This is a genomic window from Pseudomonas baltica (assembly GCF_014235765.1).
GTDB classification, from domain to species: Bacteria; Pseudomonadota; Gammaproteobacteria; order Pseudomonadales; family Pseudomonadaceae; genus Aquipseudomonas; species Aquipseudomonas baltica.
This window is the reverse complement of sequence record NZ_JACMYH010000003.1, coordinates 252374-275202: the sequence shown is the minus strand read 5'-3', so window position 1 is coordinate 275202 and position 22829 is coordinate 252374. Positions and strand designations below refer to the sequence as shown.

Here is a 22829-nt window from a genome sequence, read left to right as displayed (position 1 = left end):
CCAGAAAAAAGCCCCGACGAATGCGGGGCCTTTCAGGTATCAGATATTGGCGTCCAGGAAGGCTGCCAACTGCGACTTGGACAGCGCGCCGACCTTGGTCGCCTCGACGTTGCCGTTCTTGAACAGCATCAGCGTCGGGATACCGCGCACGCCATGCTTGGCCGGGGTTTCCTGATTCTCGTCGATATTGAGCTTGGCGACGGTCAGCTTGCCCTTGTACGTTTCGGCGATTTCGTCGAGCACCGGGGCGATCATCTTGCACGGGCCACACCATTCGGCCCAGTAGTCGACGAGTACAGCACCGTCAGCCTTGAGTACATCTGCTTCGAAGCTGGCGTCGCTGACGTGCTTGATAAGGTCGCTGCTCATGGAGTGTCTCCGTGGTCATATTCGGAAAGAAAAACGTGGCCCATCATAGCGGCACAGCGCTGCTACAGGAAGCCGATGATCATTGATCATCACTATGAACATCGGTGATACAGGCAATGGAACCCCACTCGGCGCACCAGGAATGACCGCAGTCACCGGCCAGTGCGCTCCGCAACGGTGCGCGGCCAGTCCGGCACAGAGCACTCGTGGCAGCTCGAACCCCGATCCCACGCCGCGGCGCCCGCCCCCTGCCCCATTCTGGCACGCGCTGTGCTACCTCCCTGGCAACCTCGACTCGATCGCAATCGGAGTATCGCCATGATTTCGCGCTGCAGCCTGCTGTTCACCGCCCTGGTCGCCAGTTTCATGCTGGGCCAGGCAGCCCACGCCGATGGCCTGAGCGACATCACCGAGCGCGGCACCTTGCGCGTTGCCGTGCCGCAGGATTTCCCGCCGTTCGGCTCGGTCGGCCCCGACATGCAACCGCGCGGACTGGACATCGACACGGCCAAGCTGATCGCCGACCAACTCAAAGTGAAGCTGCAGCTCACTCCGGTGAACTCCACCAACCGCATTCCCTACCTCACCACCGGCAAGGTCGACCTGGTGATCTCCAGCCTGGGCAAGAATGCCGAGCGTGAACAGGTCATCGATTTCTCCAGTGCCTACGCGCCGTTCTACCTGGCCGTGTTCGGCCCGCCGGAAGCGCCGATCGCCACGCTGGACGACCTCAAGGGCAAGACCATCAGCGTGACCCGTGGCGCCATCGAAGACATCGAGCTGAGCAAGGTCGCGCCCGAAGGCCTCACCATCAAGCGCTTCGAAGACAACAACTCGACCATCGCCGCCTACCTCGCCGGCCAGACCGACCTGATCGCCAGCGGCAACGTGGTGATGGTGGCCATCTCGGAAAAGAACCCTAAACGCATTCCAGCCTTGAAGATCAAGCTCAAGGACTCGCCGGTGTACGTGGGCATCAACAAGCAACAGCCCGAGCTGCTGGCCAAGGTCAATCAGATCATCGCCGCGGGCAAGAGTGACGGCAGCCTGGAAAAGAATGCGCAGACCTGGCTGAAGCAGCCGCTGCCCGCCGACCTCTGATTGTCGAGCGCACGCAATGGCCTATCAGTTCGCTTTCGCCCCGGTACTCGCACAGGCCGACCTGCTGCTCAAGGGTGCGCTGTTCACCCTTGAGCTCACCGCCATCGGCGCGCTGCTCGGGGTCGCCGTGGGCATCGTCGGCGGCGCCGTGCGGGCCTGGCAGATCAAGCCGTTCGCCGGCCTCTTCGGGGTCTACGTGGAGCTCATCCGCAACACGCCCTTCCTGGTCCAGCTGTTCTTCATCTTCTTCGGCCTGCCCAGCCTGGGCGTGCAGATCAGCGAGTGGCAGGCCGCGGTGCTGGCCATGGTGGTCAACCTGGGAGCCTATTCCACCGAGATCATCCGCGCCGGCATCCAGGCCGTGCCAAAGGGGCAGCTCGAAGCATCTGCGGCCCTGGCCATGAGCCGCTTCGAGGCGTTTCGCTACGTGGTCCTGCAGCCGGCCCTGGCCAAGGTCTGGCCGGCGCTGAGCAGCCAGATCATCATCGTCATGCTGGGTTCGGCGGTCTGCTCGCAGATCGCCACGCAGGAGCTGAGCTTCTACGCCAACTTCATCCAGTCGCGAAATTTCCGCGCCTTCGAGACGTATCTGCTGACCACGCTGGTGTACCTGGTCATGTCGATCCTGATCCGCATGCTGTTGAACTGGCTGGGTCGGCGTTTCATCATGAGGAACAGCTGATGGATTTCACCCTGTGGGACATCGTGCGCAACCTGCTCATCGGCCTGCAATGGACCCTGGCCTTGAGCCTGGTGGCGTTCATTGGCGGTGGTTTGATCGGCTTGCTGGTGATGACCCTGCGCATCTCGCCCACGCATCCGCTGCGCACGCTGGCACGCTGCTATATCGAAGTGTTCCAGGGCACGCCTCTGTTGATGCAGCTGTTTCTGGTGTTCTTCGGCGTGGCGCTGATGGGCGTGGACATCTCGCCCTGGGTGGCCGCCGCCCTGGCCCTGACGCTGTTCACCAGCGCCTATCTGGCCGAGATCTGGCGCGGCTGCGTGGAGTCCATCGGCAACGGCCAGTGGGAAGCCTCCGCCAGCCTGGCGCTTACCCGCAACGAGCAGCTGCGCCACGTGATCCTGCCCCAGGCCTTGCGCATTGCCGTGGCGCCGACCGTGGGCTTCTCGGTGCAAGTGGTCAAGGGTACCGCGGTAACCTCGATCATCGGCTTCACCGAGCTGACCAAGACCGGCAGCATGCTGGCCAACGCCACCTTCGAACCCTTCATGGTCTACGGCTTCGTCGCCTTGGGCTACTTCGCCCTGTGCTACCCGCTGTCGCTCAGTGCCCGCTATCTGGAAAGGAGGCTGCATGCCGCTGCTTAGGATTTCCGCCCTGCACAAGTACTACGGCGATCATCATGTGCTCAAGGGCATCGACCTGAGTGTGGACGAAGGTCAGGTGGTCGCGATCATCGGTCGCAGCGGCTCGGGCAAGAGCACCTTGCTGCGTACCCTGAACGGCCTGGAATCGATCAACGACGGCGTCATCGAAGTCGACGGTGAATACCTGGATGCGGCGCGCGCCGACTTGCGCAGCCTGCGCCAGAAGGTCGGCATGGTGTTCCAGCAGTTCAACCTGTTCCCGCACCTGAGCGTGGGCGAAAACGTGATGCTGGCCCCTCAGGTGGTGCAGAAAGTGCCCAAGGCTCGCGCCCGCGAACTGGCCCGCGAGATGCTCGAACGCGTCGGTTTGGGCGAGAAGTTCGATGCGTTCCCTGATCGGCTGTCGGGTGGCCAGCAACAGCGCGTGGCGATCGCCCGCGCACTGGCCATGTCGCCCAAGGTGCTGCTGTGCGACGAGATCACCTCGGCGCTGGACCCGGAGCTGGTCAACGAGGTGCTCAGCGTGGTGCGCAAGCTGGCCGAAGACGGCATGACCCTGATCATGGTCACCCACGAAATGCGCTTCGCCCGCGAGGTCGGCGACAAGCTGGTGTTCATGCACCATGGCAAGGTGCACGAGGTGGGCGATCCCAAGGAATTGTTCGTCAATCCGCGCACGCCCGAGCTGGCGCAGTTCATCGGCATGCAGCCGGCATGAATGCCGTTCGGGCTCGCCAGAGCTCGGACCTTGGGGCAAAGATCAGGATGGCGCGTTGGCGCCGTCGCCTGATCGTGGCACGATGCGGGGGTTAACGACCGAGATCCTTTGACCATGCCGCAGACCAAAGCCAAGAACCTGTCCCTGATCGCCGCCATCGACCTGGGCTCGAACAGCTTTCATATGGTGGTGGCCAAGGCCCACGTCAATGAAATCCGCATCCTCGAACGCCTGGGCGAAAAGGTCCAGCTGGCCGCCGGCATCGACGAAGAGCGCAAGCTCAGCGAAGAGTCGATGCAGCGCGGTCTGGACTGCCTCAAGCGCTTCGCCCAACTGATCAACGGCCTGCCCTTGGGCGCGGTGCGCATCGTGGGCACCAACGCCCTGCGCGAAGCCCGCAACCGCAACGAATTCATCGTCCGCGCCGAGCAGATCCTCGGCCATCCGGTAGAGGTCATCTCGGGCCGCGAAGAGGCCCGCCTCATCTATCTGGGCGTCTCCCACACCCTGGCCGACACGCCGGGCAAGCGCCTGGTCGCCGACATCGGCGGCGGCAGCACCGAGTTCATCATCGGCCAGCGCTTCGAACCCCTGCTGCGCGAGAGCCTGCAGATGGGCTGCGTGAGCTACACCCAGCGTTACTTCCGCGATGGCAAGATCACCCCGGCCCGCTACGCCCAGGCCTACACGGCAGCGCGCCTGGAGATCATGAGCATCGAGAATGCCCTGCACCGGCTCAGCTGGGACGAGGCCATCGGCTCCTCCGGCACCATCCGCGCCATCGGCCTGGCCCTCAAGGCCGGCGGCCAGGGCAGCGGCGAGGTCAATGCCGAGGGGCTGGCCTGGCTCAAGCGCAAGCTGTTCAAGCTGGGCGATGTCGACAAGATCGATTTCGACGGCATCAAGCCGGACCGCCGGACCATTTTTCCCGCCGGGCTGGCGATTCTCGAAGCGATCTTCGATGCCCTCGCCCTGCAGCGCATGGACCATTGCGATGGCGCCCTGCGCGAAGGCGTGCTGTACGACCTGCTGGGCCGTCATCACCACGAAGATGTGCGCGAACGTACTTTGGGTTCGTTGATGACCCGCTACCACGTCGATGTCGAGCAGGCCGAGCGCGTCGAGCGCAAGGCGCTGCATGCCTTCGACCAGGTGGCGGCGGACTGGGAGCTGGAAGACGGGGTCTGGCGCGAGCTGCTGGGCTGGGCGGCGAAGGTTCACGAGATAGGCCTGGACATTGCCCATTACCATTACCACAAGCACGGCGCCTACCTGATCGAACACTCCGACCTGGCCGGGTTCTCGCGCGAAGACCAGCAGATGCTGGCGCTGCTGGTGCGCGGCCACCGCCGCAACATTCCCAAGGACAAGTTCGCCGAGTTCGGCGACGACGGTGTGCAGTTGATCCGTCTGTGCGTGCTGCTGCGCTTCGCCATCCTGTTCCACCACATCCGTGGTACCCAGGAGATGCCGGCGGTGTCCCTGCATGCCAAGGCCAAGAGCCTGGATGTGGTGTTCCCCGATGGCTGGCTGGAGAACAACCAGCTGACCCAGGCCGACTTCGCCCAGGAAGCCGAATGGCTGACCCGCGTAGGCTTTACCCTCACCGTGCGCTGAAGACCGCACCGCCATCTGCCTGATAGGCCGCAGCGCCTGTTCCGCGGCCGATGACCGCTCCTACGGTGCAACGCGATTCCCGTAGGAGCGGCCAGTGGCCGCGAAAGCCGCACCGCCACCTGCCTGATAAACCGCATCGGGTGTTTCGCGGCCGATGACCGCTCCTACGGTGCAACGCGATTCCCGTAGGAGCGGCCAGTGGCCGCGAAAGCCGCACCTCCGATCTTGCTGGCTGCTAGCGCACCGGCAGGATCGGGTTGCTCAGCCGTTCGAGCAGCGTGTCCTGCGCGCTGCGGGCGTTCTGGTTGCCGGTCGGGGTGTTGCGCACGTAGCGCCCGTCGGCCTGCAGGATCCAGGAATGGGTATTGTCGGTCAGGTAGCTTTCCAGCTCCTTCTTGACCCGCACGATCAGCTTCTTGCCTTCCACCGGGAAACAGGTTTCGACGCGCTTGTCGAGGTTGCGCTCCATCCAGTCGGCACTGGACAGGAACATCTGCTCCTCGCCTCCGTTGAGGAAGTAGAACACCCGCGTGTGCTCCAGGAACCGCCCGATGATCGAGCGCACATGGATGTTGTGCGACACCCCGGGAATGCCCGGACGCAGGCAGCACATGCCGCGCACCACCAGATCGATGCGCACGCCTGACTGGCTGGCCTTGTACAGCGCGCGAATGACCTTCGGGTCGGTCAGCGAGTTGAACTTGGCAATGATGTGCGCCGGCTTGCCTTCGATGGCGTACTGGGTCTCGCGAGCGATCATGTCGAGCATGCCCTTCTTCAACGTGAAGGGTGCATGCAACAGCTTCTTCATGCGCAAGGTCTTGCCCATGCCGATCAACTGGCTGAACAACTTGCCGACGTCTTCGCACAGTGCATCGTCCGAGGTCAGCAGACTGTAGTCGGTGTACAGCTTGGCATTGCCGGCGTGGTAGTTACCGGTGCCAAGGTGTGCATAGCGTACGATCTCGCCCGCCTCGCGGCGCAGAATGAGCATCATCTTGGCGTGGGTCTTGAAGCCCACCACGCCGTAGATCACCACCGCGCCCGCGGCTTGCAGACGGCTGGCCAGCTGCAGGTTGGATTCCTCGTCGAAGCGCGCGCGCAGCTCGATGACGACGGTGACTTCCTTGCCATTGCGGGCGGCATCCACCAACGCATCGACGATCTCGGAATTGGCACCGCTGCGGTACAGCGTCTGCCGCACGGCCAGCACATGAGGGTCCTTGGCCGCCTGGCGCAACAGATCGACCACGGGCGTGAACGATTCGAAGGGGTGCAGCAGCAGGATGTCCTGCTTGCTGACCACGCTGAAAATGTTCTCGCTGTTCTGCAACAGCTTCGGAATCTGTGGCGTGAACGGCAGGTACTGCAGCTCGGGATGGCTGTCCAGACCGGTGATGCTGAACAGACGCGTCAGGTTGACCGGGCCGTTGACCTGATACAGCTCGGTGTCCGACAGGTTGAACTGCTTGAGCAGATAGTCGGACAGAAGCTTGGGACAGGTGTCGGCCACTTCCAGACGTACCGCATCGCCGTAGCGACGCGAGAACAGCTCGCCGCGCAGCGCACGCGCCAGGTCTTCGACGTCCTCGGTATCGACCGACAGGTCGGCGTTGCGGGTCAGGCGAAATTGATAGCAGCCCTTCACTTTCATGCCTTGGAACAGGTCATCGGCATGGGCATGGATCATCGAGGACAGGAACACGAAATTGTCGCCCGGCCCGCCTACGTCCTCGGGCACCTTGATCACCCGCGGCAGCAACCGCGGTGCCGGAATGATCGCCAGGCCAGAGTCGCGACCGAAGGCATCGACGCCTTCGAGCTCGACGATGAAGTTCAGGCTCTTGTTCACCAGCAGCGGGAACGGGTGCGTAGGGTCCAGGCCGATGGGCGTGATGATCGGCGCGATTTCGTCGCGGAAATAGCGACGCACCCAGGTCTTGAGCTTGGTTGTCCAATGCCGACGACGAATGAAGCGAACCTGGTGTTTCTCCAGCTCCGGCAACAGGATGTCGTTGAGGATGGCGTACTGGCGATCGACATGGCCATGCACCAGCTCGCTGATCCGCGCCAGCGCCTGATGCGGCTGCAGACCGTCGGCGCCGGCCTGTTCGCGGGCAAAGGTGATCTGCTTCTTGAGCCCTGCGACGCGGATCTCGAAGAATTCGTCGAGGTTGCTGGAAAAGATCAGCAGGAACTTGAGCCGCTCGAGCAGCGGATAGGATTCATCCAACGCCTGCTCCAGCACGCGGATGTTGAACTGCAACTGCGACAGCTCGCGATGGATGTACAGGCTGCTGTCGTCCAGCCCCGGCACGACGATGTGCGGCGCCGGCGCGAGGGCCTCGCTCGGGTGCGCGGGTTCGACGATGGCTTCTATGACCAACGGCGCTTCTACCGGGGTTTCGACCACCGGCTGATCTTGGGTGAGAGCGACTTGAGTCTGGGCTTCGTTGTTCATCTGGCGTTCCCGAGGGCGTAACTGCCCTTTGCAATTGAGCGGCACGGATCGCGTAATGCGTCAGGATGCCATTGACGCCTGCACGCTTGGAAGGGGGGCGCGACAGTTATAAGCATGGATTATGACGGTTGCATGACATGACCGGCCGCATCCACAAGGTGTCTGCGTTCTCAGGTTGACAAGCATTGTTCACGACAAGACACATTTGGACACTTTCATGTATGCCCATGACGGGTTAGGCTGCGCATTCACTTCGCCAGCATCGATAAAATGCTCCAACAATTCCTGAACGATTTTGGCTATTTCGCCCTGTTCCTCGGCACGTTCTTCGAAGGCGAGACCATTCTGGTCCTGGCCGGGTTTCTGGCGTTCCGTGGCTACATGGATATCAACATGGTTGTGGTGGTGGCCTTCTTCGGCAGCTACGCAGGCGACCAGCTATGGTATTTCATGGGCCGCAAGCATGGACGCAAGCTACTGGCGCGCAAACCTCGTTGGCAGCTGTTGGGCGACCGTGCGTTGGAGCACATCCGCCGGCATCCGGACATCTGGGTCCTGAGCTTTCGTTTCGTCTATGGCCTGCGCACCGTCATGCCGGTGGCGATCGGTCTGTCCGGCTACCCACCACGGCGTTACCTGCTGCTCAACGGCATCGGGGCTGCGGTCTGGGCCACGGCACTGGGCCTGGCGGCCTACCACTTCGGCTCGTTCCTCGAACACATGCTGGGCAACGTCAAGAAATACGAGCTGTGGGTCCTTGGCGCGCTGGTGCTGATCGGCGTCCTGCTGTGGGTACGGCGCCGCATCAAGGCTGCGCGCATCGCCCGCCAGGCGCGCCTGGAAGCCCCTGCGGCGACGCCTGCGCCCGGTGACGAGCAGCCCTGAGGGCCCGCTCGAACTGAACACACGCCGCCGAGCGTGATCCATGCTACTGAACACATGCCAATGAAGCAGTGGCCACAATCGGAGTTCGACATGACCAAGAAAATCGCGGTGATCCTTTCCGGCTGTGGCGTCTATGACGGCAGCGAAATTCAGGAAAGCGTGATCACCTTGCTGCGCCTGGACCAGCGCGGCTGCCAAGTGCAGTGCTTCGCGCCCGACGTTGCCCAGAAGCATGTGATCAACCACTTGAACGGCGAGGAAATGCCCGAGTCGCGCAACGTGCTGGTGGAATCGGCGCGGATCGCCCGTGGCGAGGTCAAGGACATCGCCCTGGCCAACGCTGATGATTTCGATGCCTTGATCGTTCCAGGTGGGTTCGGCGCGGCAAAGAATCTGTCTTCCTTCGCCAGCGACGGCGCTGCCTGCTCGGTCAACCTGCAAGTGCAGGCACTGGCCGAGGCCTTCGCCGAAGCGCGCAAGCCGGTTGGCTTGATCTGCATCTCACCGGCGCTGGCGGCAAAAATCTACGGTCCCGGCGTGACCTGCACCATCGGCACCGATGCCGAAACCGCGCAGGCCATCGAGAAGATGGGTGGCACCCACCAGGAATGCGAAGTGACCGAGATCGTCGAGGACACCGCCCGCAAGCTGGTCAGCACCCCCGCCTACATGAGCGCCAAGACCATCAGCGAAGCCGCCGCCGGCATCAACAAGCTGGTGGACCGGGTGATCGAACTCACCCAGGCCTGACCGCCGAATTCAGGCAGGCACCCGCCGCAGCGTAGCGAGCAGGGTCGCCGCCGCCACGAACAAGCCGGCGAAGGTGCGGTTCATGCGTCGCTGCTGACGCGGCGTGCGCAGCAGCCGCAGCACCTTCGCCGCCAACCCGGTATAGCCGGCCATGACGATCAGGTCCACGGTCACCATGGTGGCTGCAATGGTCAGGTATTGAACCAGCAGGGGCGCGTGCGGATTGATGAATTGCGGCAATACCGCCAGCATGAATACCAGCGCCTTGGGGTTGCCGACGTTCACCAGAAAACCACGCAGCACCAGGCTCGAGGCCTTGCCAGCCGGCTTTTGCCCCGCTTCCTCACCGAGGTCGGCAGGCAGTGCACGCCATTGCTTGAACGCAAGATAGAGCAGATAGAGCACGCCAAACCACTTGATCGCCTGGAACGCCGTGGCCGACGCCGCGAGCACGGCCCCGACGCCAGCCGCAATGATCGCAATTTGCAGAAGCAGCCCCAACTGCAGGCCGATCGCATTCCAATAGCCGCGCAGGAAACCGTGCTGCAAGCCACTGGACATGGACGCGATAGCCCCGGCCCCAGGCGAAAGACTGATGATCCAGCACGCCACCAAAAAGGCCAACCAGGTTTCCAGCAGCATACGAACCTCGACGCTCGAATAGGTACAGACTAAGGTAAAACGGCGCAGCGAATTTGGCTATGGGCCCGTGCAGGCAGCTCGGCATCAAGCCCCAGTATCAGGTCAATGCCTCGAGCTGCGCCTGCATGTCTTCGAGCAGTTCCAGCGCTTCCATCCACTGCTCTTCCAGCTCACCCTCGCGCACCTTGAGCCTGGCCTGTTGGGCAAGCTGGTCGCGCAGTTCATCCTTGCGCGCGGCCTCGTAGAGGGCGCTGTCGGACAAGGCGGCTTCTATCTTCGCCAGTTTCTCGTGCACTTCACCCAGATCGCGCTCCAGCTTGTCGGCCTGGCGCTTGTGCGGTGCCAGTTGCTGACGCAGCGCGGCGGCGGCCTGCCGTTGGGCTTTCTTGTCGGTCTTGTCGAGGTTGACCGGGGTATTGCTGACCGGGGCATGGCGCTGGCGATAATCCACCAGCCAGCGCGCGTAGTCGTCCAGATCGCCATCGAACGGCTCGACCTTGCCATCGGCCACCAACAGGAAATCGTCGGTGGTGCTCTTGAGCAGATGCCGGTCGTGGGACACCACCAGCACCGCACCACTGAACTCCTGCAGGGCCATGGTCAGGGCCAGGCGCATCTCCAGGTCGAGGTGATTGGTCGGTTCGTCGAGCAGCAACAGGTTGGGCCGTTCCCAGGCAATCAACGCCAGCGCCAGGCGGGCCTTTTCGCCACCGGAGAAATTCAGCACCGGTTCATCGATGCGCGCGCCACGGAAATCGAAGCCACCGAGGAAGTCGCGCAGTACCTGCTCACGCTCGCCCGGCGCCAGCCGCTGCAGATGCAGCAACGGGCTGGCCTTGCTGTCCAGGGAGTCCAGCTGGTGCTGGGCGAAATAGCCCACCACCAGGTTCTCGCCACGTACCAGGCGTCCGCCGATGGGCGTGAGCTCGCCGGCGAGGTTCTTGATCAGGGTCGACTTGCCCGCGCCATTGGGGCCCAACAGGCCAATGCGCGCACCGGGCGCGAGCTGCAGCTTGACCTTCTCCAGCACGGCCGTTTCGCCGTAGCCCAGCCGACCTTCGGACAGGTCGAGCAAGGGGCTGGAGATCTTCACCGATTCGCGGAACACGAAGTCGAAGGGCGAGTCGACGTGTGCCGCCGACAGCTCTTCCATGCGCTCCAGGGCCTTAATCCGGCTCTGCGCCTGACGCGCCTTGGTGGCCTGGGCCTTGAAGCGCGCAATGTACTTCTCCATGTGCGCGCGCTGCACCTGCTGCTTCTCGTACGCTTGCTGCTGCTGCGCCAGGCGTTCGGCACGGGCGCGTTCGAAGGCGCTGTAGCCACCACGGTACAGGGTCAGCTTCTGCTGTTCGACGTGGGCCACGTGATCGACGACTTCGTCGAGGAAGTCGCGGTCGTGGGAGATCAACAGCAGGGTGCCGGGATAGCCCTTGAGCCAGTCCTCGAGCCACAGAATGGCGTCGAGATCCAGGTGGTTGGTCGGTTCGTCGAGCAGCAGCAGGTCGGAAGGGCACATCAAAGCCTGAGCCAGGCTCAGGCGCATCCGCCAGCCCCCGGAAAAATCACCGACCTGACGGTCCATCTGCTCGTTGCTGAAACCAAGCCCTGCGAGCAGCTTGCGTGCACGTGCGTCCGCGGTATAGCCGTCGGCACTGTCGAGCTCGGCATGCAGGCGCGCCTGGGCCGCACCGTCCTGCGTGGCCTCGGCGTCCGCCAGTGCCTGCTGCACTTCGCGCAGACGCACATCGCCATCGAGTACGTAGTCGACCGCAATGCGTTCGAGGGTATCGACTTCCTGGCGCATGTGGGCGATACGCCAATCGGCGGGCAGGTAGCAATTGCCGGAGTCGGGCACAAGCTCGCCACGCAGCAAGGCGAACAGGCTGGATTTGCCAGCACCGTTGGCGCCGATGAGGCCGGCTTTCTGACCGGCGTGCAGGGTCAGCTCGGCGTCTTCTAGCAGACGCTGCGGGCCACGCTGTAAAGTGAGGTTCTGAAGTCGGATCATAATGGCGGCGAAGTCTACCAGCTTCCTTGCCCACTGGCGCGAGTAGCACGATGCATGATGAGTTGTGGAAGTTTGTCCTGGACCTCTATGCCCGACCAGGCATCGAAACCACCTGCCTGCAGCTGCAAGCAGATGGCGCCAACGTGTGCCTGCTGCTGTGCGGTGCCTGGCTGGATGCCAGAGGCGTGGCCTGCACATGCGAACGAGTGAGGCTGCTGGAGGCGATCGCCACGCCTTGGCATGAGGACGTGGTGCGACCCTTGCGCGAATTGCGCCAGCAGTGGCGAGCCCAGGCCGTGCAAGACCCTGAGCTGATGCACCTGCGCGAATCGGTCAAGGCACTGGAACTGAACGCCGAACGCCAGTTGCTGCAGCGCCTGCACGATCAGGCCGCACCTTGGCCCCTCGCTACGCAGGGCTTGAGCATGACCTGGCTGCCTGCTTTGCTACCCGCAACGGCCGCGCACTCGAGCGCGGCGTTACACGTGCTGGGCGTGGCAGCCAGGGAGACTCAGGCTTGGCTCGAAGATGCGTCGCCCTTGTCGTCCTGAGCGCCAGTGGCGGGAGCACCGGACTCGGTCGCACTCGAATGCACGGCTGCGGCAAGCGACTTGGCGGCCGCAGGCTTTCTGGCCGGCCGCGCAGCCGGCTTGGCGGGTGCCTTGGCGTCAGGCTTGACCGCCGCGCCCGGGGCCGCCAGGGCCTTGCGGGTAGTGCTGCGGGAAACCGCCGGCTTGCTCGCAGTAGCTGCGGCAGCTACACGGGTGGTTTTGCTGGCTGCAGGCTTCGCGGCCGCACGTGCAGTCGACCCGGCTGGGGTGCTCTTGGCGGGCGTGCGAGCGGCAGGCTTGGCTGCCGGGCTGGCCGACTTGGCCGCGACCGCAGGGGTTGCCTTGGGCTTGGCTGAACGGGTTTCGATTGCCTTGCTCGCCGCTTCCTGGACGCGCCCTACCCCGGCTGCCAGTTTCAGGCTTTCCTGGGCGTCGCGCTTGAGCTCGACGATGTAGGCGCGGGTTTCGGCCTGGCGGTCCTTGAGCTCGTCGAGCAGTTGTTCGAGTTCGCTCACCGAGTCGTGCGCCTTGGCTTGCTTCTTTTTCTTGCCGGCAGTAGCAGCGTCCTGCACTTTGGTGCGCGACTTGTGCAGTTTTTCCTGAGCCTTGCCGCGCTGCTTCTCGAGCTTGGCGAGCAGTTTTTCAGCATCGGCCAAGGCCTGGGAACATGCACTTTCGAGGTGCTCGAGCAAACTGCCGGAAAGCTGTTGAAGCAAATGCAACGGGGTGTTTACGGGCTTCTTGTTAGCCGACATGGGTTACCTCCTGGCCGATGGGTAGAGGCTCATACTAGACCTGTGGCTGTAGAGCCGCCAGAACATGTTGACTGTGTCCGCGAGGCCCCGTTTCCCGGTCGGTGGCATAATCGGTCCATGCTCGCCGTGTCTTGTCCTGGAGAATGTGATGTTGCCTCGCCTGCTGTTGTCGTTGTCCCTGGTGCCATTGTCCCTGGCCCTGCCACAAGCGCACGCGCACGCGCAAGCTGCGCCGGACGGTGCCCGCGACCTGGCCTACAGTGTGGGCGCCAGCCTGGGGGAACGCCTGCGCCAGGACGCCCCCGGGCTTCAACTCGACGCCCTGCTCAAGGGCTTGCAGGAGGCGTATCGACAAGAGCCGCTGGCATTGAGCGACGAGCGCATCGGCCAATTGCTGGCTCAGTATCAGGCACAGGCGGACAAGACGGACAAGCCTGACGAAGCAGCCGATACGGAACAGGCGCTGGCCGCCGAGCGCCGCTTCATGGCCGCCGAACGAGCCAAGGCCGGGGTGCGGGAGATCGCTGAGGGCATTCTGGTAACCGTACTGGAACCTGGCGCAGGGGCACCTGCCACCGCCGATGGGCGTATGCAGGTTCAATACGTGGGGAAGCTGCCCGACGGCAGCGTGTTCGACCAAAGCACCCAGGCGCAGTGGTTTCGCTTGAACAGCGTCATCGAGGGCTGGCGTACGGTGTTGCCGCAGATGCCGGTCGGCGCGAAGTGGCGTGTGGTCATTGCATCGGCGCACGCCTATGGAACAGACGGCGCCGGTGCCTTGATACCACCCAATACACCGCTGACGTTCGACATTCATCTGCTGGCCACGGCCCCTTAGGGCCGCGTCGAAAGAGAGTCACGCCTGGGCGACGGACTCTTCCTTGTGAGCGTTGTGCAAGACCTCGATCAGGCAGTCCTCGAGCTCGAAGCGCTCGTGCAACAACCGACCCAGCTCCTTGAGCTTGTCCAGAATGACGGCGGCATCGGAGCAGTCGCCCTTGTCGCAGTAATCGTTGAAGTCGAGCGCTTTCTGGGTGATTTCGTCGATGCGTGGCCAGATCGTGTCGGCCAGTTCCAGACCACGCTTGTCATTGAACGCCTTGGCTTCGTCGGTCAACTGTTCGTAGATTTCAAAATGGCCGGCCGATGTGTAGTCGACCAGCAAACCGCAGAAATCCTGCAGCCTCTTGCGATCTTCGACCAGGGCCTGAGGCGTGTCGCCCAACGCATCGAACGCCTTGATCAGCTCATTGCGCTCCTGCAGCCAGCGATCGATCAGCAGGTGAACTCCGCCCCAACGTTCCTGGGCATTCTGGCAACTTTCCAACATGATGAGTGCTTCCCTTGTGGGTCATGCCCGGCTTCGCGCTCCTGTACGACAGGAAGCAGGGCTCGGACCGATTCGCGGTCTGTGACGGCGAATGTCGATGTACATGCAGGGGGAGATTATGCCCGTGCGCCAATGGCATCAAGGTACGCATCGGATAAAGTTCATACAAGCGTTTAATCAGGGGGATATTGCGCCAAATGCCGGTTTTACTGGCGCCTGCCCCTGCCTCCGGGTGCGCACGGAAGCAGAGCAGTGGCGCGGCCTCGTTCTACGCGCGAAAGCGATTCAGAGCGTGCGCACCGAAGTGGGCAGGGGTGCAGCCAGCAAACGTTCGTCAAGCAGCCCGAGGCCTTCCTGGAACAACTGGTTGCTGCGTTCGGTATCGCCCAACTGGGCGAGCAGGCGTGCAAGTTCTGCGCAGGTTTCCGGGCTGCGCTGCAGGCGCAGGCTGCTTTCCAGGTAGTCGCGGGCCTTGCCCCACAAGCGGTTCTGCAGGCACAGACGACCCAGGGTCAACAACAACCCGGCATCGTGGGGGTGCTGTTTGAGCCAGCCTTCGGCAGTCTGCAGTTGGCGCGCAGGGTCGGTGCCGATCACCAGGCCATAGAGGCGAGCCAGGTGCGTGTCGTACTGACGCTTCTGCGCAGTCCGTAGCACGTCTTCAGCCTGGGCTTGCGCACCCACCTGACGCAGTTGCTCGGCATAGGCGAGCACCAATGCGGGTTCCTGGCGCTGTGCCGAGCTGAGTGCCTGCCAGGCGCGCTCCAGTGCAGCCAGGCCGGCCTCTCCCTGCCCTTGTTCCTGCACGGGCGCGTGCGCCGCCACGCTCAGGTTCTCGCCCCAGGCACGTCGCTCGAGCTCGGCGAGTTCGGCCGCCGGCAGGGCCTTGTCCTTGCGCAGTTGTGGCAGCAGCTTGACCACTGCTGGCCAGTCACCACGCTGCTGATGCACACGCTGCAGTTGCCGCAGCACCTGCACGTTACGCGGATGACGCTCGTGCATGGCTTGCAGGGTCTGCAGGGAACCGTCACTGTCGCCGCGATCGCTCTGCAACTGAGCATGGCTCAAGGCAATTGCCAATTCCGCTTGTGGCTGACGTGCCAGGGCCCGTTCGAGCAGGTTGTCGCTGTCTTCGTAGCGGCCCTGTTCATTGGCGGCGCGTGCTGCGCCGAGGTAATAGAGCAATGGCTGGCGTTCATTTTCGGCTGCGTGCTGCAAGTGCTTCTGGGCACTGGCCCAGCGCCCTTCGGCGAGGTCCAGCTGGCCCTTCTCGATGGATGTCTGCACCCGGCGATTGCGATTGCGGCCCGACCATGGATTGACCACGCGGCCGGAGCTGACCAGCACGCTGATCAGCAGGTAGACGACGAACGCCACCAAGACCAGCACCAGCAACGCCAGCAGCGTGCTCCACAGGCCCGACTCGTAGCGCATCACATGGGGGTAGTCGATCAGTACGTAGCCGGGGTGTTTGGCCACGGCCAGGCCGAGGCCGACCATGGCGGCAATCACCAGAAACAGGATCACGTAGAACCGTTTCATGGTTGGCTCTCCACAGCGGCCGGCGCTGCTTCGGTCGACTTCTGCAGGCCTTCGACCGGTGTGTGACGATGTTGCAGGTAGGCCTGGATGGCGTTGAGGCTTGCATCCAGATCAGGTGTGGTGACCGAAACCGGCTGATTCTTCAGGGCGGTCAACTGTTCGATCATGGCCTGGGTCGTGCCATTCTCGCGATTGAAGCCCGCCACCAGAATACTGCGGGCGTCGTCCAGCGCTTGCGTATACACCTTGCCCTGACCATTGAGCGCGGCCCACTGGGCCTGCTCCAGCGCCAGGCTCAAGGCCAGGCGAACCTGACTCAGGCTCTGCCCGGCCAGCAACGGCCGGATGCTGTCGTCGGGGCTGAAATCGACCCGGAAGAAACCGGAAATCTTGTTCCACCACTGGCGCAAGCGGGTCTCGCCTTCGGGTGAGTTGCCCTGCGCAGCTGCCGCGGCCGCCTGGAATTCGGGCGCCAGCGCCGTCAGCTGCGTGGCCTGCTCGCGCAAGGCGCTCAGCTGCAGGAACAACCCGGTGCGATCCGGCTGGGTGGTGCCTTGCAGCGACGCCAGGCTGCGGGTCAGTTGCTCGCGTGCGGCGAAGGCCTGCGGGTCGTCCTGCTCGCGCAGGATTTCGTCGGCGCCCTGCACCAGCGCCTTGGCGCTGGTGACGTCCTGCAGAGCAGACAGGCGCAGGCTGGCCAGGCGCAGCAGGTGCTCCGCTTCGGCCAGACGCCAGTCCTTGCGGCTGGCGCCCAGCACGGTTTCCAGGCGCTGGCTCAAGCGCTGCTGATCGCCCTGCAACTGGGCGAGCAGGCGGTGGCGGTCTTCGAGTTCGTTGGAGTCGGGCAACTGCGCGAGATCGGCACTGAGTTGCCGTTCGTTGTGTTCCAGCGTCAGCGTTTGCGTGGCGAGCCCTTCGATCACCCGCGACTGCTGCTGGTGGCCGGCGGTCAGCGTGCGCACCTGCCACACGCCCCAGCCTGCTGCGGCCAGACCGGCAGCGGCAAGCAGCAGCGCAATGATCGCCAAGCCGTTGCCATTGGCCGAGCGCTGCGGGGGCAAGGCGGCTGGCTGTTCGAAAGGCACCTGTGGGGCGCTCTTGGGTTCGTCTTTGGGCAAGGCTGTTTCGCTCACGTGTCCATCCTTTGCATAGGGGCGCGGTCGCCTCGCTGGCGGTCGCGCCTTACGATCTGGGTGCGGCCTGCGTGCGCAGCGCCGCCAGCAACGCCGAGGTACTGGCACCTCGGCAATCCACAACATTCACCGCACCGGCTTCACGCGCCAGCGCAGCTACCCGCGGGCTGGGCACGAACAGCGGCAGGGTACGGATCACCGACCACTGCTCGCCTGCCAATTGGTGCAAGTGTTGAAAACCCTGCCCACTGCTGACCACCAAGGCGTTCAAGCGTTCCGATGCGATACGGGACGCCAGCGCACCCGGTGGGTAGACCGGAATGCTGCGTCGGTACAGTTGCAGATACTCTACCGTCGCGCCCTGCTCACGCAAGTGCTCGGCCAGAGCCTCGCGTCCGCCTTCGCCACGGATGATCAGCACCCGTGGATGGGGGCTCGCCAATGCGACGCGCAATTGGGCCAGATTCAGCAAGGCTTCGCTATCGTCTCCTGTTTCAGGATACGTCACGGTCAGCCCACGCTCTTCGAGAATGGCCGCCGTGCCGGCACCGACGCTGAACCACGAGGTCTGCCCGAGGTTGGCAGGCGCGCGGTCCAGGGCCAGGCGCGCGGCGGGCTTGCTGACCACGATCACGGCATTGTATCGATTCAGTTCGGCCAACACCTGCCGCTGAGTGTCGCTGTCCGCTAGCGGCTCGATCGCCAGCAATGGCAGGCTCGCCGCGAACACGCCCTGTTCCAGCAGCGCCTGGGCTTGCAGCGCGCACTCGTCGCAGGGTCGGGTCAGCAACACTCGCCAGGGGTTCAAGGATGACCGGCCTCGCCGTACACCGCGCGCAGAATGTCGTCGGCGCCCTGCTCCAGCAGGGCTTCGGCCACCTGTACGCCCAACTGTTGCGCATCGGCCAGCGGCGCGCGTGCCTGAGCGTGCAGCAGGCGCTGACCAGCCGGGTCGCCCACCAGGCCGCGCAGCCAGATCTGCTCCCCTTCGAGCACGGCGTAACAGGCGATGGGCACCTGGCAGCCACCGTTGAGGTGTTTGTTCAGGGCGCGCTCGGCGGCTACGCGGAACTCGGTGTCGCGATGGTGCAACGGCCCGAGCAAGGCATGGATTTCGCTGTCGCCGGTCCTGCACTCGATGCCAACCGCGCCTTGGCCGCCGGCGGGCAGGCTGTCCTCGACGCTGATGTTGGTAGTGATGCGCTCTTCGAAGCCCAGGCGGATCAGGCCGGCAGCGGCCAGAATGATCGCATCGTATTCACCGGCATCGAGCTTGGCCAGGCGGGTGTTGACGTTGCCGCGCAGGAAGCGGATCTGCAGGTCGGGGCGACGCGCCAGCAGCTGGGTCTGGCGGCGCAGGCTGGAAGTGCCGACGATGCTGCCGGGCGGCAGCGCCTCCAGGCTGTCCCAGGCGTTGGAAACGAAAGCGTCGCGAGGGTCTTCGCGCTCGCAGATGCAATACAGCCCCAGCCCTTCGGGGAAGTCCATCGGCACGTCTTTCATCGAGTGCACGGCGATGTCCGCTGTGCCTTCGAGCAGGGCGTTTTCCAGTTCCTTGACGAACAACCCCTTGCCGCCGATCTTCGACAAGGGTGAGTCGAGCAGCTTGTCGCCACGACTGACCATCGGCACCAGGGTGACCTGCAGATCGGCATGCGCCTGCTCCAGGCGGGCCTTGACGTATTCGGCCTGCCACAGAGCGAGCGCGCTTTTACGGGTGGCGATGCGGATTTCGCGAATGGGCATGAATCGATCCGTATGAAGATTAGCGGACGATGATACCAGCTGTGCGCCAGGCCGCGCCCAACCCGGCGGGCTGGGCAGGCCTGATGAAGGCTAGAGGTGCTGCATCATCTTGCGCACGCCGGCCACATGGCGTCGGCTGACGATCAGCGCGTCGCCGTTGAGCCCCTTCAGATAGAGCTGAAAGTGACCCAGGGGCGTGCGCTGCAAGCGCTCGATGCGCTCGCGGGCCACCAGGGCGTTGCGATGGATACGCACGAAGCGGTCACCAAACTCGTCTTCCAACGCCTTGAGCGGTTCATCGAGCAAGACCTCTCCACCCTCATGGCGCAAGGTCACGTACTTGTGGTCGGCAATGAAATAGATCACCTGATCGAGCGGGATCAACTCGATGCCTTTGCGGGTTCGCGCGCTGATATGGCTGCGCGGACCGGTCCCGGCTTCGGCCGCCGGACGTGTCAAGGCGGCCAGTTGCACTCGGTTGGGTTTTTCCGCTTTCTTCAACGCTTCGAGCAGATGCTCGGAGCGCACCGGCTTGACCAGATAACCCACGGCACTGACCTGAAAGGCATCCAGGGCAAACTCGTCATGAGCGGTGCAGAACACCACCGCCGGCGGCGTGTCGCGCTCGCACAGCCTGGCGGCGACCTGCAGGCCATCCAGGCCGGGCATGCGAATGTCGAGCAGGACTACGTCCGGCTTCTGTGCCTCGATCATGCTCAAGGCTTCTTCGCCGTTGCTGGCGCCGGGTTCGAGCACATGGTAGCCCTCGAGCTCGCCAACCAGTCGGCTCAAACGTTCGCGGGCAAGGGGTTCGTCATCAACGATCAGGACATTCATAGAGCGCTGGATTCCTGCGTGAGTCTCGCACATGGATAACGTAGACAAGTGAAGTGACGACCGTCACGGCGATTCACGCTAAGACTTGCGCGCGGACCGAAAAGTGCCGCAAGTCGAGCGCCAATGTTTGCCAGCGCCTGCTGGGTTCCGCCCGACGCCTGCGCTGTGGCGGCCTCTTGGTAGGGATTGCTGATGGTCAATATGAACTCTCCCCCTTTGTAGTCGGCCTCCACGCTGACCACCCCGCCCAAAATCAAAGGGGCGATGCCATGTACCAGCGCATTCTCCAACAACGGTTGCAAAGTAAGTTGGGGGATCGGCAGATCATCCGGGATTGTTTCGATCCTCCAGTGCAACTGTAGACGCTCGCCGAGACGATATTGCTCAATCGATAAATAACGTTTGGCCAACTCCACCTCATCACGCCACATCACCAGGCTGTTGGGCTGGGCCAGGCTGGCACGAAACAGGTCGGACAGATTGAGCACCGCCTGCTCGGCCTTGACCGGATCGCTGACCACCAGGCTGGCGATGCTGTTCAAGCTGTTGAACAGGAAGTGCGGGCGAATGCGCGCCTGCAAGGCCTGGATACGCGACTGCAATTCGGCCTGTTGCTGGCGCCGCCACTGGCTCTGCAGGTAGAAGTAGCGCAGCAGCAGGGCCGACATGATCAGCCCGATCAGGGCGTGGCGCAGGTACCGATTGACCTCCACGGTCGGCGTGTCGAGCCCGCCCAACTGGAAGTAGTCAATCACCGCCGTGCCCGCGAGGGTCAGGCCCACCACCAGGGCGCAGCACAACCCACCCGCCATACCGGGGCGCAGGCGCGCCAGCCAGGGGCGCAGGGCACAGAGCAAGGCCGCCGAGAGCAGCACGATCCATTGCACGAACAGCGAAGTCAGGGCCAGGCGCACCCAGTTGAAGCCTGGGTTCATGGGTTCGGCCAGCACCAGCACGAACACCAGCAACTGCGCCAGCACGATCAGCATCAACAGTGCCTGGGGCAGGCAAAGCTCGGGCAGGAAAAAGTCCGGCTCGGGAGGGTTCGACGGCTTGCTGAACATGTACGGTTCCTGGCTGCTGTGGTGTGTTGCGGGCCCCGTGGCGGGCAGAGGGCTCGCGACGGGGTGAATGCAGACAATAGACACCTGCACTATGCCGCCAACAGACCCGGGCCGCATTTGTTATTATTGCGGCAATTTCCCGTTCACGCCTTGCACGAGCCAATTCATGAGCACTGACAAGACCAACCAGTCCTGGGGCGGCCGCTTCAGTGAACCCGTCGACGCCTTCGTCGCCCGCTTCACCGCCTCGGTCGATTTCGACCAGCGCCTGTACCGCCATGACATCATGGGCTCGATCGCCCACGCCACCATGCTGGCCAAGGTCGGTGTGCTGACCGATGCGGAGCGCGACACCATCGTCGATGGCCTGCGCACCATCGAGCAGGAAATCCAGGCGGGCCAGTTCGACTGGCGCACGGATCTGGAAGACGTGCACATGAACATCGAAGCGCGCCTGACCGATCGCATCGGTGTCACCGGCAAGAAGCTGCACACCGGACGCAGCCGCAACGACCAGGTGGCCACCGACATTCGCCTGTGGCTGCGTGACGAGATCGACCTCATCCTCAGCGAAATCACCCGCCTGCAGCAGGGCTTGCTGGAACAGGCCGAGCGCGAGGCCGACACCATCATGCCGGGCTTCACCCACCTGCAGACCGCGCAGCCGGTGACCTTCGGGCATCACCTGCTGGCGTGGTTCGAAATGCTCAGCCGCGACCATGAACGCCTGGTCGATTGCCGCAAGCGCACCAACCGCATGCCGCTGGGCAGCGCCGCGCTGGCCGGCACCACCTACCCCATCGACCGCGAGCTGACCTGCACGCTGCTGGGCTTCGAAGCCGTCGGCGGCAACTCGCTGGATGGCGTTTCGGACCGTGACTTCGCCATCGAGTTCTGCGCTGCGGCCAGCATCGCGATGATGCACCTGTCGCGCTTCTCCGAAGAGCTGGTGCTGTGGACCAGCGCGCAATTCCAGTTCATCGACCTGCCCGACCGATTCTGCACCGGCAGCTCGATCATGCCGCAGAAGAAGAACCCCGACGTACCGGAACTGGTGCGCGGCAAGAGCGGCCGGGTGTTCGGTGCGCTGATGGGCCTGCTGACCCTGATGAAGGGCCAGCCGCTGGCCTACAACAAGGACAACCAGGAAGACAAGGAACCGCTGTTCGACGCCGCCGACACGTTGCGCGACTCGCTGCGGGCCTTTGCCGACATGATCCCGGCCATCAAGCCCAGGCACGCCATGATGCGCGAAGCCGCGCTACGTGGTTTCTCCACCGCCACCGACCTCGCCGATTACCTGGTGCGCCGTGGCCTGCCGTTCCGCGATTGCCACGAGATCGTCGGGCATGCGGTCAAGCATGGCGTGGACACCGGCAAGGACCTGGCGGAAATGAGCCTGGAAGAGCTGCGCCGGTTCAGCGACCAGATCGATGCGGACGTGTTCGAGGTATTGACCCTGGAAGGCTCGGTCAATGCCCGCGACCACATCGGCGGCACGGCGCCGGCTCAGGTACGTGCGGCAGTCGCTCGCGGCCGCGATTTGCTGGCGGCTCGCTAGGCGCTTGGCAGGTCCGGCCTCTTCGCGCCCCGTTCCCACAGTAGATGTTAGATATCCTGTGGGAGCGGGTCTCTGCCCGCGAAGGGCTCCCCCCAGAACCCGACATTGACCCCGATCGAGAACATCCCCATGAGCGACAACCTGCCAGACGAAGACGAAGCATTTGCCGAAGCCACCCTCACCCAGGCCATCGAGAATCAGATCGAAAGCGACAACCCGCCCGCGGCCAAGGCCACCTTCAACAAGCTGACGCTGGTGGGCTATGAGCGCGAGGACATCCTCAACATGATGGCCCATGTACTGGCGATCGAGATCGATGCCATTCTGGAGCAGGATCGCGCGTTCGACACGGCCTGGTACGAAGCCGCTCTGCGTGCCTTGCCCGAGCTGCCAGCGGAAAAAGTCTGACGCTGAACAGGCGCGTTCGCCT

23 protein-coding genes are annotated in these 22829 nt (G+C 63.6%); 11 read left to right on the top strand and 12 right to left on the bottom strand.

Going from position 1 to position 22829, the window contains the following annotated elements:
* Window positions 1-39 precede the first annotated feature (39 nt).
* Window positions 40-369, bottom strand: coding sequence for a thioredoxin TrxA (gene trxA, locus H7993_RS13675; RefSeq protein ID WP_043192254.1), 330 nt, complete (start codon window positions 367-369; stop codon window positions 40-42).
* Between the two features lie 318 nt (window positions 370-687).
* On the opposite strand from trxA, the gene H7993_RS13670 reads away from it, so the two are divergent.
* The 5 genes from H7993_RS13670 to ppx all read left to right on the top strand — a co-directional run bounded on the left by H7993_RS13670 (window position 688) and on the right by ppx (window position 5134).
* Complete coding sequence (locus H7993_RS13670) at window positions 688-1470, top strand: transporter substrate-binding domain-containing protein (RefSeq protein WP_122479906.1); 783 nt, start codon at window positions 688-690, stop codon at window positions 1468-1470.
* Window positions 1471-1486: 16 nt separating this feature from the next.
* The gene (locus H7993_RS13665; protein ID WP_056844749.1) at window positions 1487-2152 is read left to right on the top strand and encodes an amino acid ABC transporter permease; all 666 of its coding nucleotides are present in this window, start codon (window positions 1487-1489) and stop codon (window positions 2150-2152) included.
* Complete coding sequence (locus H7993_RS13660; RefSeq protein ID WP_185794800.1) at window positions 2149-2799, top strand: amino acid ABC transporter permease; 651 nt, start codon at window positions 2149-2151, stop codon at window positions 2797-2799. Before H7993_RS13665 ends, H7993_RS13660 begins: the two co-directional genes overlap by 4 nt.
* Window positions 2786-3517, top strand: coding sequence for an amino acid ABC transporter ATP-binding protein (locus tag H7993_RS13655; RefSeq protein ID WP_043192250.1), 732 nt, complete (start codon window positions 2786-2788; stop codon window positions 3515-3517). Before H7993_RS13660 ends, H7993_RS13655 begins: the two co-directional genes overlap by 14 nt.
* Window positions 3518-3631: 114 nt before the next feature.
* On the top strand, window positions 3632-5134 hold the full coding sequence (ppx, locus tag H7993_RS13650) for an exopolyphosphatase (protein WP_122480128.1): 1503 nt from the start codon (window positions 3632-3634) through the stop codon (window positions 5132-5134).
* A 235-nt stretch (window positions 5135-5369) separates the two neighbouring features.
* Here ppx and ppk1 read toward each other — a convergent pair whose 3' ends face one another.
* Window positions 5370-7595 (bottom strand): polyphosphate kinase 1, encoded by a 2226-nt coding sequence (gene ppk1, locus H7993_RS13645; protein WP_122479909.1) that lies wholly within the window; start codon window positions 7593-7595, stop codon window positions 5370-5372.
* 270 nt (window positions 7596-7865) lie between these two features.
* Here ppk1 and H7993_RS13640 point away from each other — a divergent pair, with 270 nt between their 5' ends.
* On the top strand, window positions 7866-8480 hold the full coding sequence (locus H7993_RS13640) for a DedA family protein (RefSeq protein ID WP_122479910.1): 615 nt from the start codon (window positions 7866-7868) through the stop codon (window positions 8478-8480).
* Between the two features lie 90 nt (window positions 8481-8570).
* On the top strand, window positions 8571-9230 hold the full coding sequence (gene elbB / locus H7993_RS13635; RefSeq protein WP_122480129.1) for an isoprenoid biosynthesis glyoxalase ElbB: 660 nt from the start codon (window positions 8571-8573) through the stop codon (window positions 9228-9230).
* A 9-nt stretch (window positions 9231-9239) separates the two neighbouring features.
* Here elbB and H7993_RS13630 read toward each other — a convergent pair whose 3' ends face one another.
* On the bottom strand, window positions 9240-9872 hold the full coding sequence (locus tag H7993_RS13630; RefSeq protein ID WP_185794693.1) for a LysE family transporter: 633 nt from the start codon (window positions 9870-9872) through the stop codon (window positions 9240-9242).
* Window positions 9873-9969: 97 nt separating this feature from the next.
* Complete coding sequence (locus H7993_RS13625; protein WP_185794692.1) at window positions 9970-11880, bottom strand: ATP-binding cassette domain-containing protein; 1911 nt, start codon at window positions 11878-11880, stop codon at window positions 9970-9972.
* A 50-nt stretch (window positions 11881-11930) separates the two neighbouring features.
* Between H7993_RS13625 and H7993_RS13620 the strand changes: the two genes are divergently transcribed.
* Window positions 11931-12431, top strand: a complete 501-nt coding sequence (locus H7993_RS13620; protein ID WP_185794691.1) for a TIGR02444 family protein — start codon at window positions 11931-11933, stop codon at window positions 12429-12431.
* Here H7993_RS13620 and H7993_RS13615 read toward each other — a convergent pair.
* The gene (locus H7993_RS13615) at window positions 12392-13186 is read right to left on the bottom strand and encodes an AlgP family protein (protein WP_192103135.1); all 795 of its coding nucleotides are present in this window, start codon (window positions 13184-13186) and stop codon (window positions 12392-12394) included. The two genes, H7993_RS13620 and H7993_RS13615, sit on opposite strands and share 40 nt — an antisense overlap.
* A 148-nt stretch (window positions 13187-13334) precedes the next feature.
* Here H7993_RS13615 and H7993_RS13610 point away from each other — a divergent pair, with 148 nt between their 5' ends.
* Window positions 13335-14024, top strand: coding sequence for an FKBP-type peptidyl-prolyl cis-trans isomerase (locus tag H7993_RS13610; protein WP_185794690.1), 690 nt, complete (start codon window positions 13335-13337; stop codon window positions 14022-14024).
* 18 nt (window positions 14025-14042) lie between these two features.
* Here the strand turns inward: H7993_RS13610 and rsd are convergent, their stop codons facing one another.
* The 7 genes from rsd to H7993_RS13575 form a co-directional block, all read right to left on the bottom strand.
* Window positions 14043-14516 (bottom strand): sigma D regulator, encoded by a 474-nt coding sequence (gene rsd / locus H7993_RS13605; RefSeq protein ID WP_122479915.1) that lies wholly within the window; start codon window positions 14514-14516, stop codon window positions 14043-14045.
* Window positions 14517-14801: 285 nt separating this feature from the next.
* Complete coding sequence (locus H7993_RS13600) at window positions 14802-16058, bottom strand: heme biosynthesis HemY N-terminal domain-containing protein (protein ID WP_185794689.1); 1257 nt, start codon at window positions 16056-16058, stop codon at window positions 14802-14804.
* Window positions 16055-17191 (bottom strand): uroporphyrinogen-III C-methyltransferase, encoded by a 1137-nt coding sequence (locus tag H7993_RS13595; RefSeq protein ID WP_185794688.1) that lies wholly within the window; start codon window positions 17189-17191, stop codon window positions 16055-16057. Before H7993_RS13595 ends, H7993_RS13600 begins: the two co-directional genes overlap by 4 nt.
* A gap of 49 nt (window positions 17192-17240) precedes the next feature.
* A complete protein-coding gene (locus H7993_RS13590) occupies window positions 17241-17999 on the bottom strand; it encodes a uroporphyrinogen-III synthase (protein WP_185794687.1) in 759 nt (252 codons plus the stop codon).
* Entirely contained in the window at window positions 17996-18937 is a 942-nt protein-coding gene (gene hemC / locus H7993_RS13585; protein WP_185794686.1) for a hydroxymethylbilane synthase, read from the bottom strand. Before hemC ends, H7993_RS13590 begins: the two co-directional genes overlap by 4 nt.
* Window positions 18938-19027: 90 nt before the next feature.
* Window positions 19028-19774, bottom strand: a complete 747-nt coding sequence (locus tag H7993_RS13580) for a LytR/AlgR family response regulator transcription factor (protein ID WP_122479920.1) — start codon at window positions 19772-19774, stop codon at window positions 19028-19030.
* On the bottom strand, window positions 19771-20838 hold the full coding sequence (locus H7993_RS13575) for a sensor histidine kinase (protein WP_185794685.1): 1068 nt from the start codon (window positions 20836-20838) through the stop codon (window positions 19771-19773). The genes H7993_RS13580 and H7993_RS13575 overlap by 4 nt, the downstream gene beginning before the upstream one ends.
* A gap of 166 nt (window positions 20839-21004) precedes the next feature.
* On the opposite strand from H7993_RS13575, the gene argH reads away from it, so the two are divergent.
* Both argH and H7993_RS13565 read left to right on the top strand, forming a co-directional pair.
* Window positions 21005-22399: an argininosuccinate lyase gene (gene argH, locus H7993_RS13570; RefSeq protein ID WP_122479922.1), complete on the top strand. Its 1395-nt coding sequence runs from the start codon at window positions 21005-21007 to the stop codon at window positions 22397-22399.
* A gap of 129 nt (window positions 22400-22528) precedes the next feature.
* Complete coding sequence (locus H7993_RS13565; protein WP_122479923.1) at window positions 22529-22807, top strand: hypothetical protein; 279 nt, start codon at window positions 22529-22531, stop codon at window positions 22805-22807.
* Window positions 22808-22829: the final 22 nt, after the last annotated feature.

Excerpts from the sequence above, each read along its gene's own strand:
- H7993_RS13665 (WP_056844749.1), top strand. The coding sequence starts at position 1,487 with ATGGCCTATCAGTTCGCTTTCGCCCCGGTACTCGCACAGGCCGACCTG.
- trxA (WP_043192254.1), bottom strand. The coding sequence starts at position 369 with ATGAGCAGCGACCTTATCAAGCACGTCAGCGACGCCAGCTTCGAAGCA.
- hemC (WP_185794686.1), bottom strand. The coding sequence starts at position 18,937 with ATGCCCATTCGCGAAATCCGCATCGCCACCCGTAAAAGCGCGCTCGCT.
- H7993_RS13575 (WP_185794685.1), bottom strand. The coding sequence starts at position 20,838 with ATGTTCAGCAAGCCGTCGAACCCTCCCGAGCCGGACTTTTTCCTGCCC.
- H7993_RS13615 (WP_192103135.1), bottom strand. The coding sequence starts at position 13,186 with ATGTCGGCTAACAAGAAGCCCGTAAACACCCCGTTGCATTTGCTTCAA.
- elbB (WP_122480129.1), top strand. The coding sequence starts at position 8,571 with ATGACCAAGAAAATCGCGGTGATCCTTTCCGGCTGTGGCGTCTATGAC.
- rsd (WP_122479915.1), bottom strand. The coding sequence starts at position 14,516 with ATGTTGGAAAGTTGCCAGAATGCCCAGGAACGTTGGGGCGGAGTTCAC.
- H7993_RS13630 (WP_185794693.1), bottom strand. The coding sequence starts at position 9,872 with ATGCTGCTGGAAACCTGGTTGGCCTTTTTGGTGGCGTGCTGGATCATC.
- argH (WP_122479922.1), top strand. The coding sequence starts at position 21,005 with ATGAGCACTGACAAGACCAACCAGTCCTGGGGCGGCCGCTTCAGTGAA.
- H7993_RS13620 (WP_185794691.1), top strand. The coding sequence starts at position 11,931 with ATGCATGATGAGTTGTGGAAGTTTGTCCTGGACCTCTATGCCCGACCA.
- ppk1 (WP_122479909.1), bottom strand. The coding sequence starts at position 7,595 with ATGAACAACGAAGCCCAGACTCAAGTCGCTCTCACCCAAGATCAGCCG.
- H7993_RS13610 (WP_185794690.1), top strand. The coding sequence starts at position 13,335 with ATGTTGCCTCGCCTGCTGTTGTCGTTGTCCCTGGTGCCATTGTCCCTG.
- H7993_RS13565 (WP_122479923.1), top strand. The coding sequence starts at position 22,529 with ATGAGCGACAACCTGCCAGACGAAGACGAAGCATTTGCCGAAGCCACC.
- H7993_RS13625 (WP_185794692.1), bottom strand. The coding sequence starts at position 11,880 with ATGATCCGACTTCAGAACCTCACTTTACAGCGTGGCCCGCAGCGTCTG.
- H7993_RS13670 (WP_122479906.1), top strand. The coding sequence starts at position 688 with ATGATTTCGCGCTGCAGCCTGCTGTTCACCGCCCTGGTCGCCAGTTTC.
- H7993_RS13655 (WP_043192250.1), top strand. The coding sequence starts at position 2,786 with ATGCCGCTGCTTAGGATTTCCGCCCTGCACAAGTACTACGGCGATCAT.
- H7993_RS13640 (WP_122479910.1), top strand. The coding sequence starts at position 7,866 with ATGCTCCAACAATTCCTGAACGATTTTGGCTATTTCGCCCTGTTCCTC.
- H7993_RS13580 (WP_122479920.1), bottom strand. The coding sequence starts at position 19,774 with ATGAATGTCCTGATCGTTGATGACGAACCCCTTGCCCGCGAACGTTTG.
- ppx (WP_122480128.1), top strand. The coding sequence starts at position 3,632 with ATGCCGCAGACCAAAGCCAAGAACCTGTCCCTGATCGCCGCCATCGAC.
- H7993_RS13600 (WP_185794689.1), bottom strand. The coding sequence starts at position 16,058 with ATGAAACGGTTCTACGTGATCCTGTTTCTGGTGATTGCCGCCATGGTC.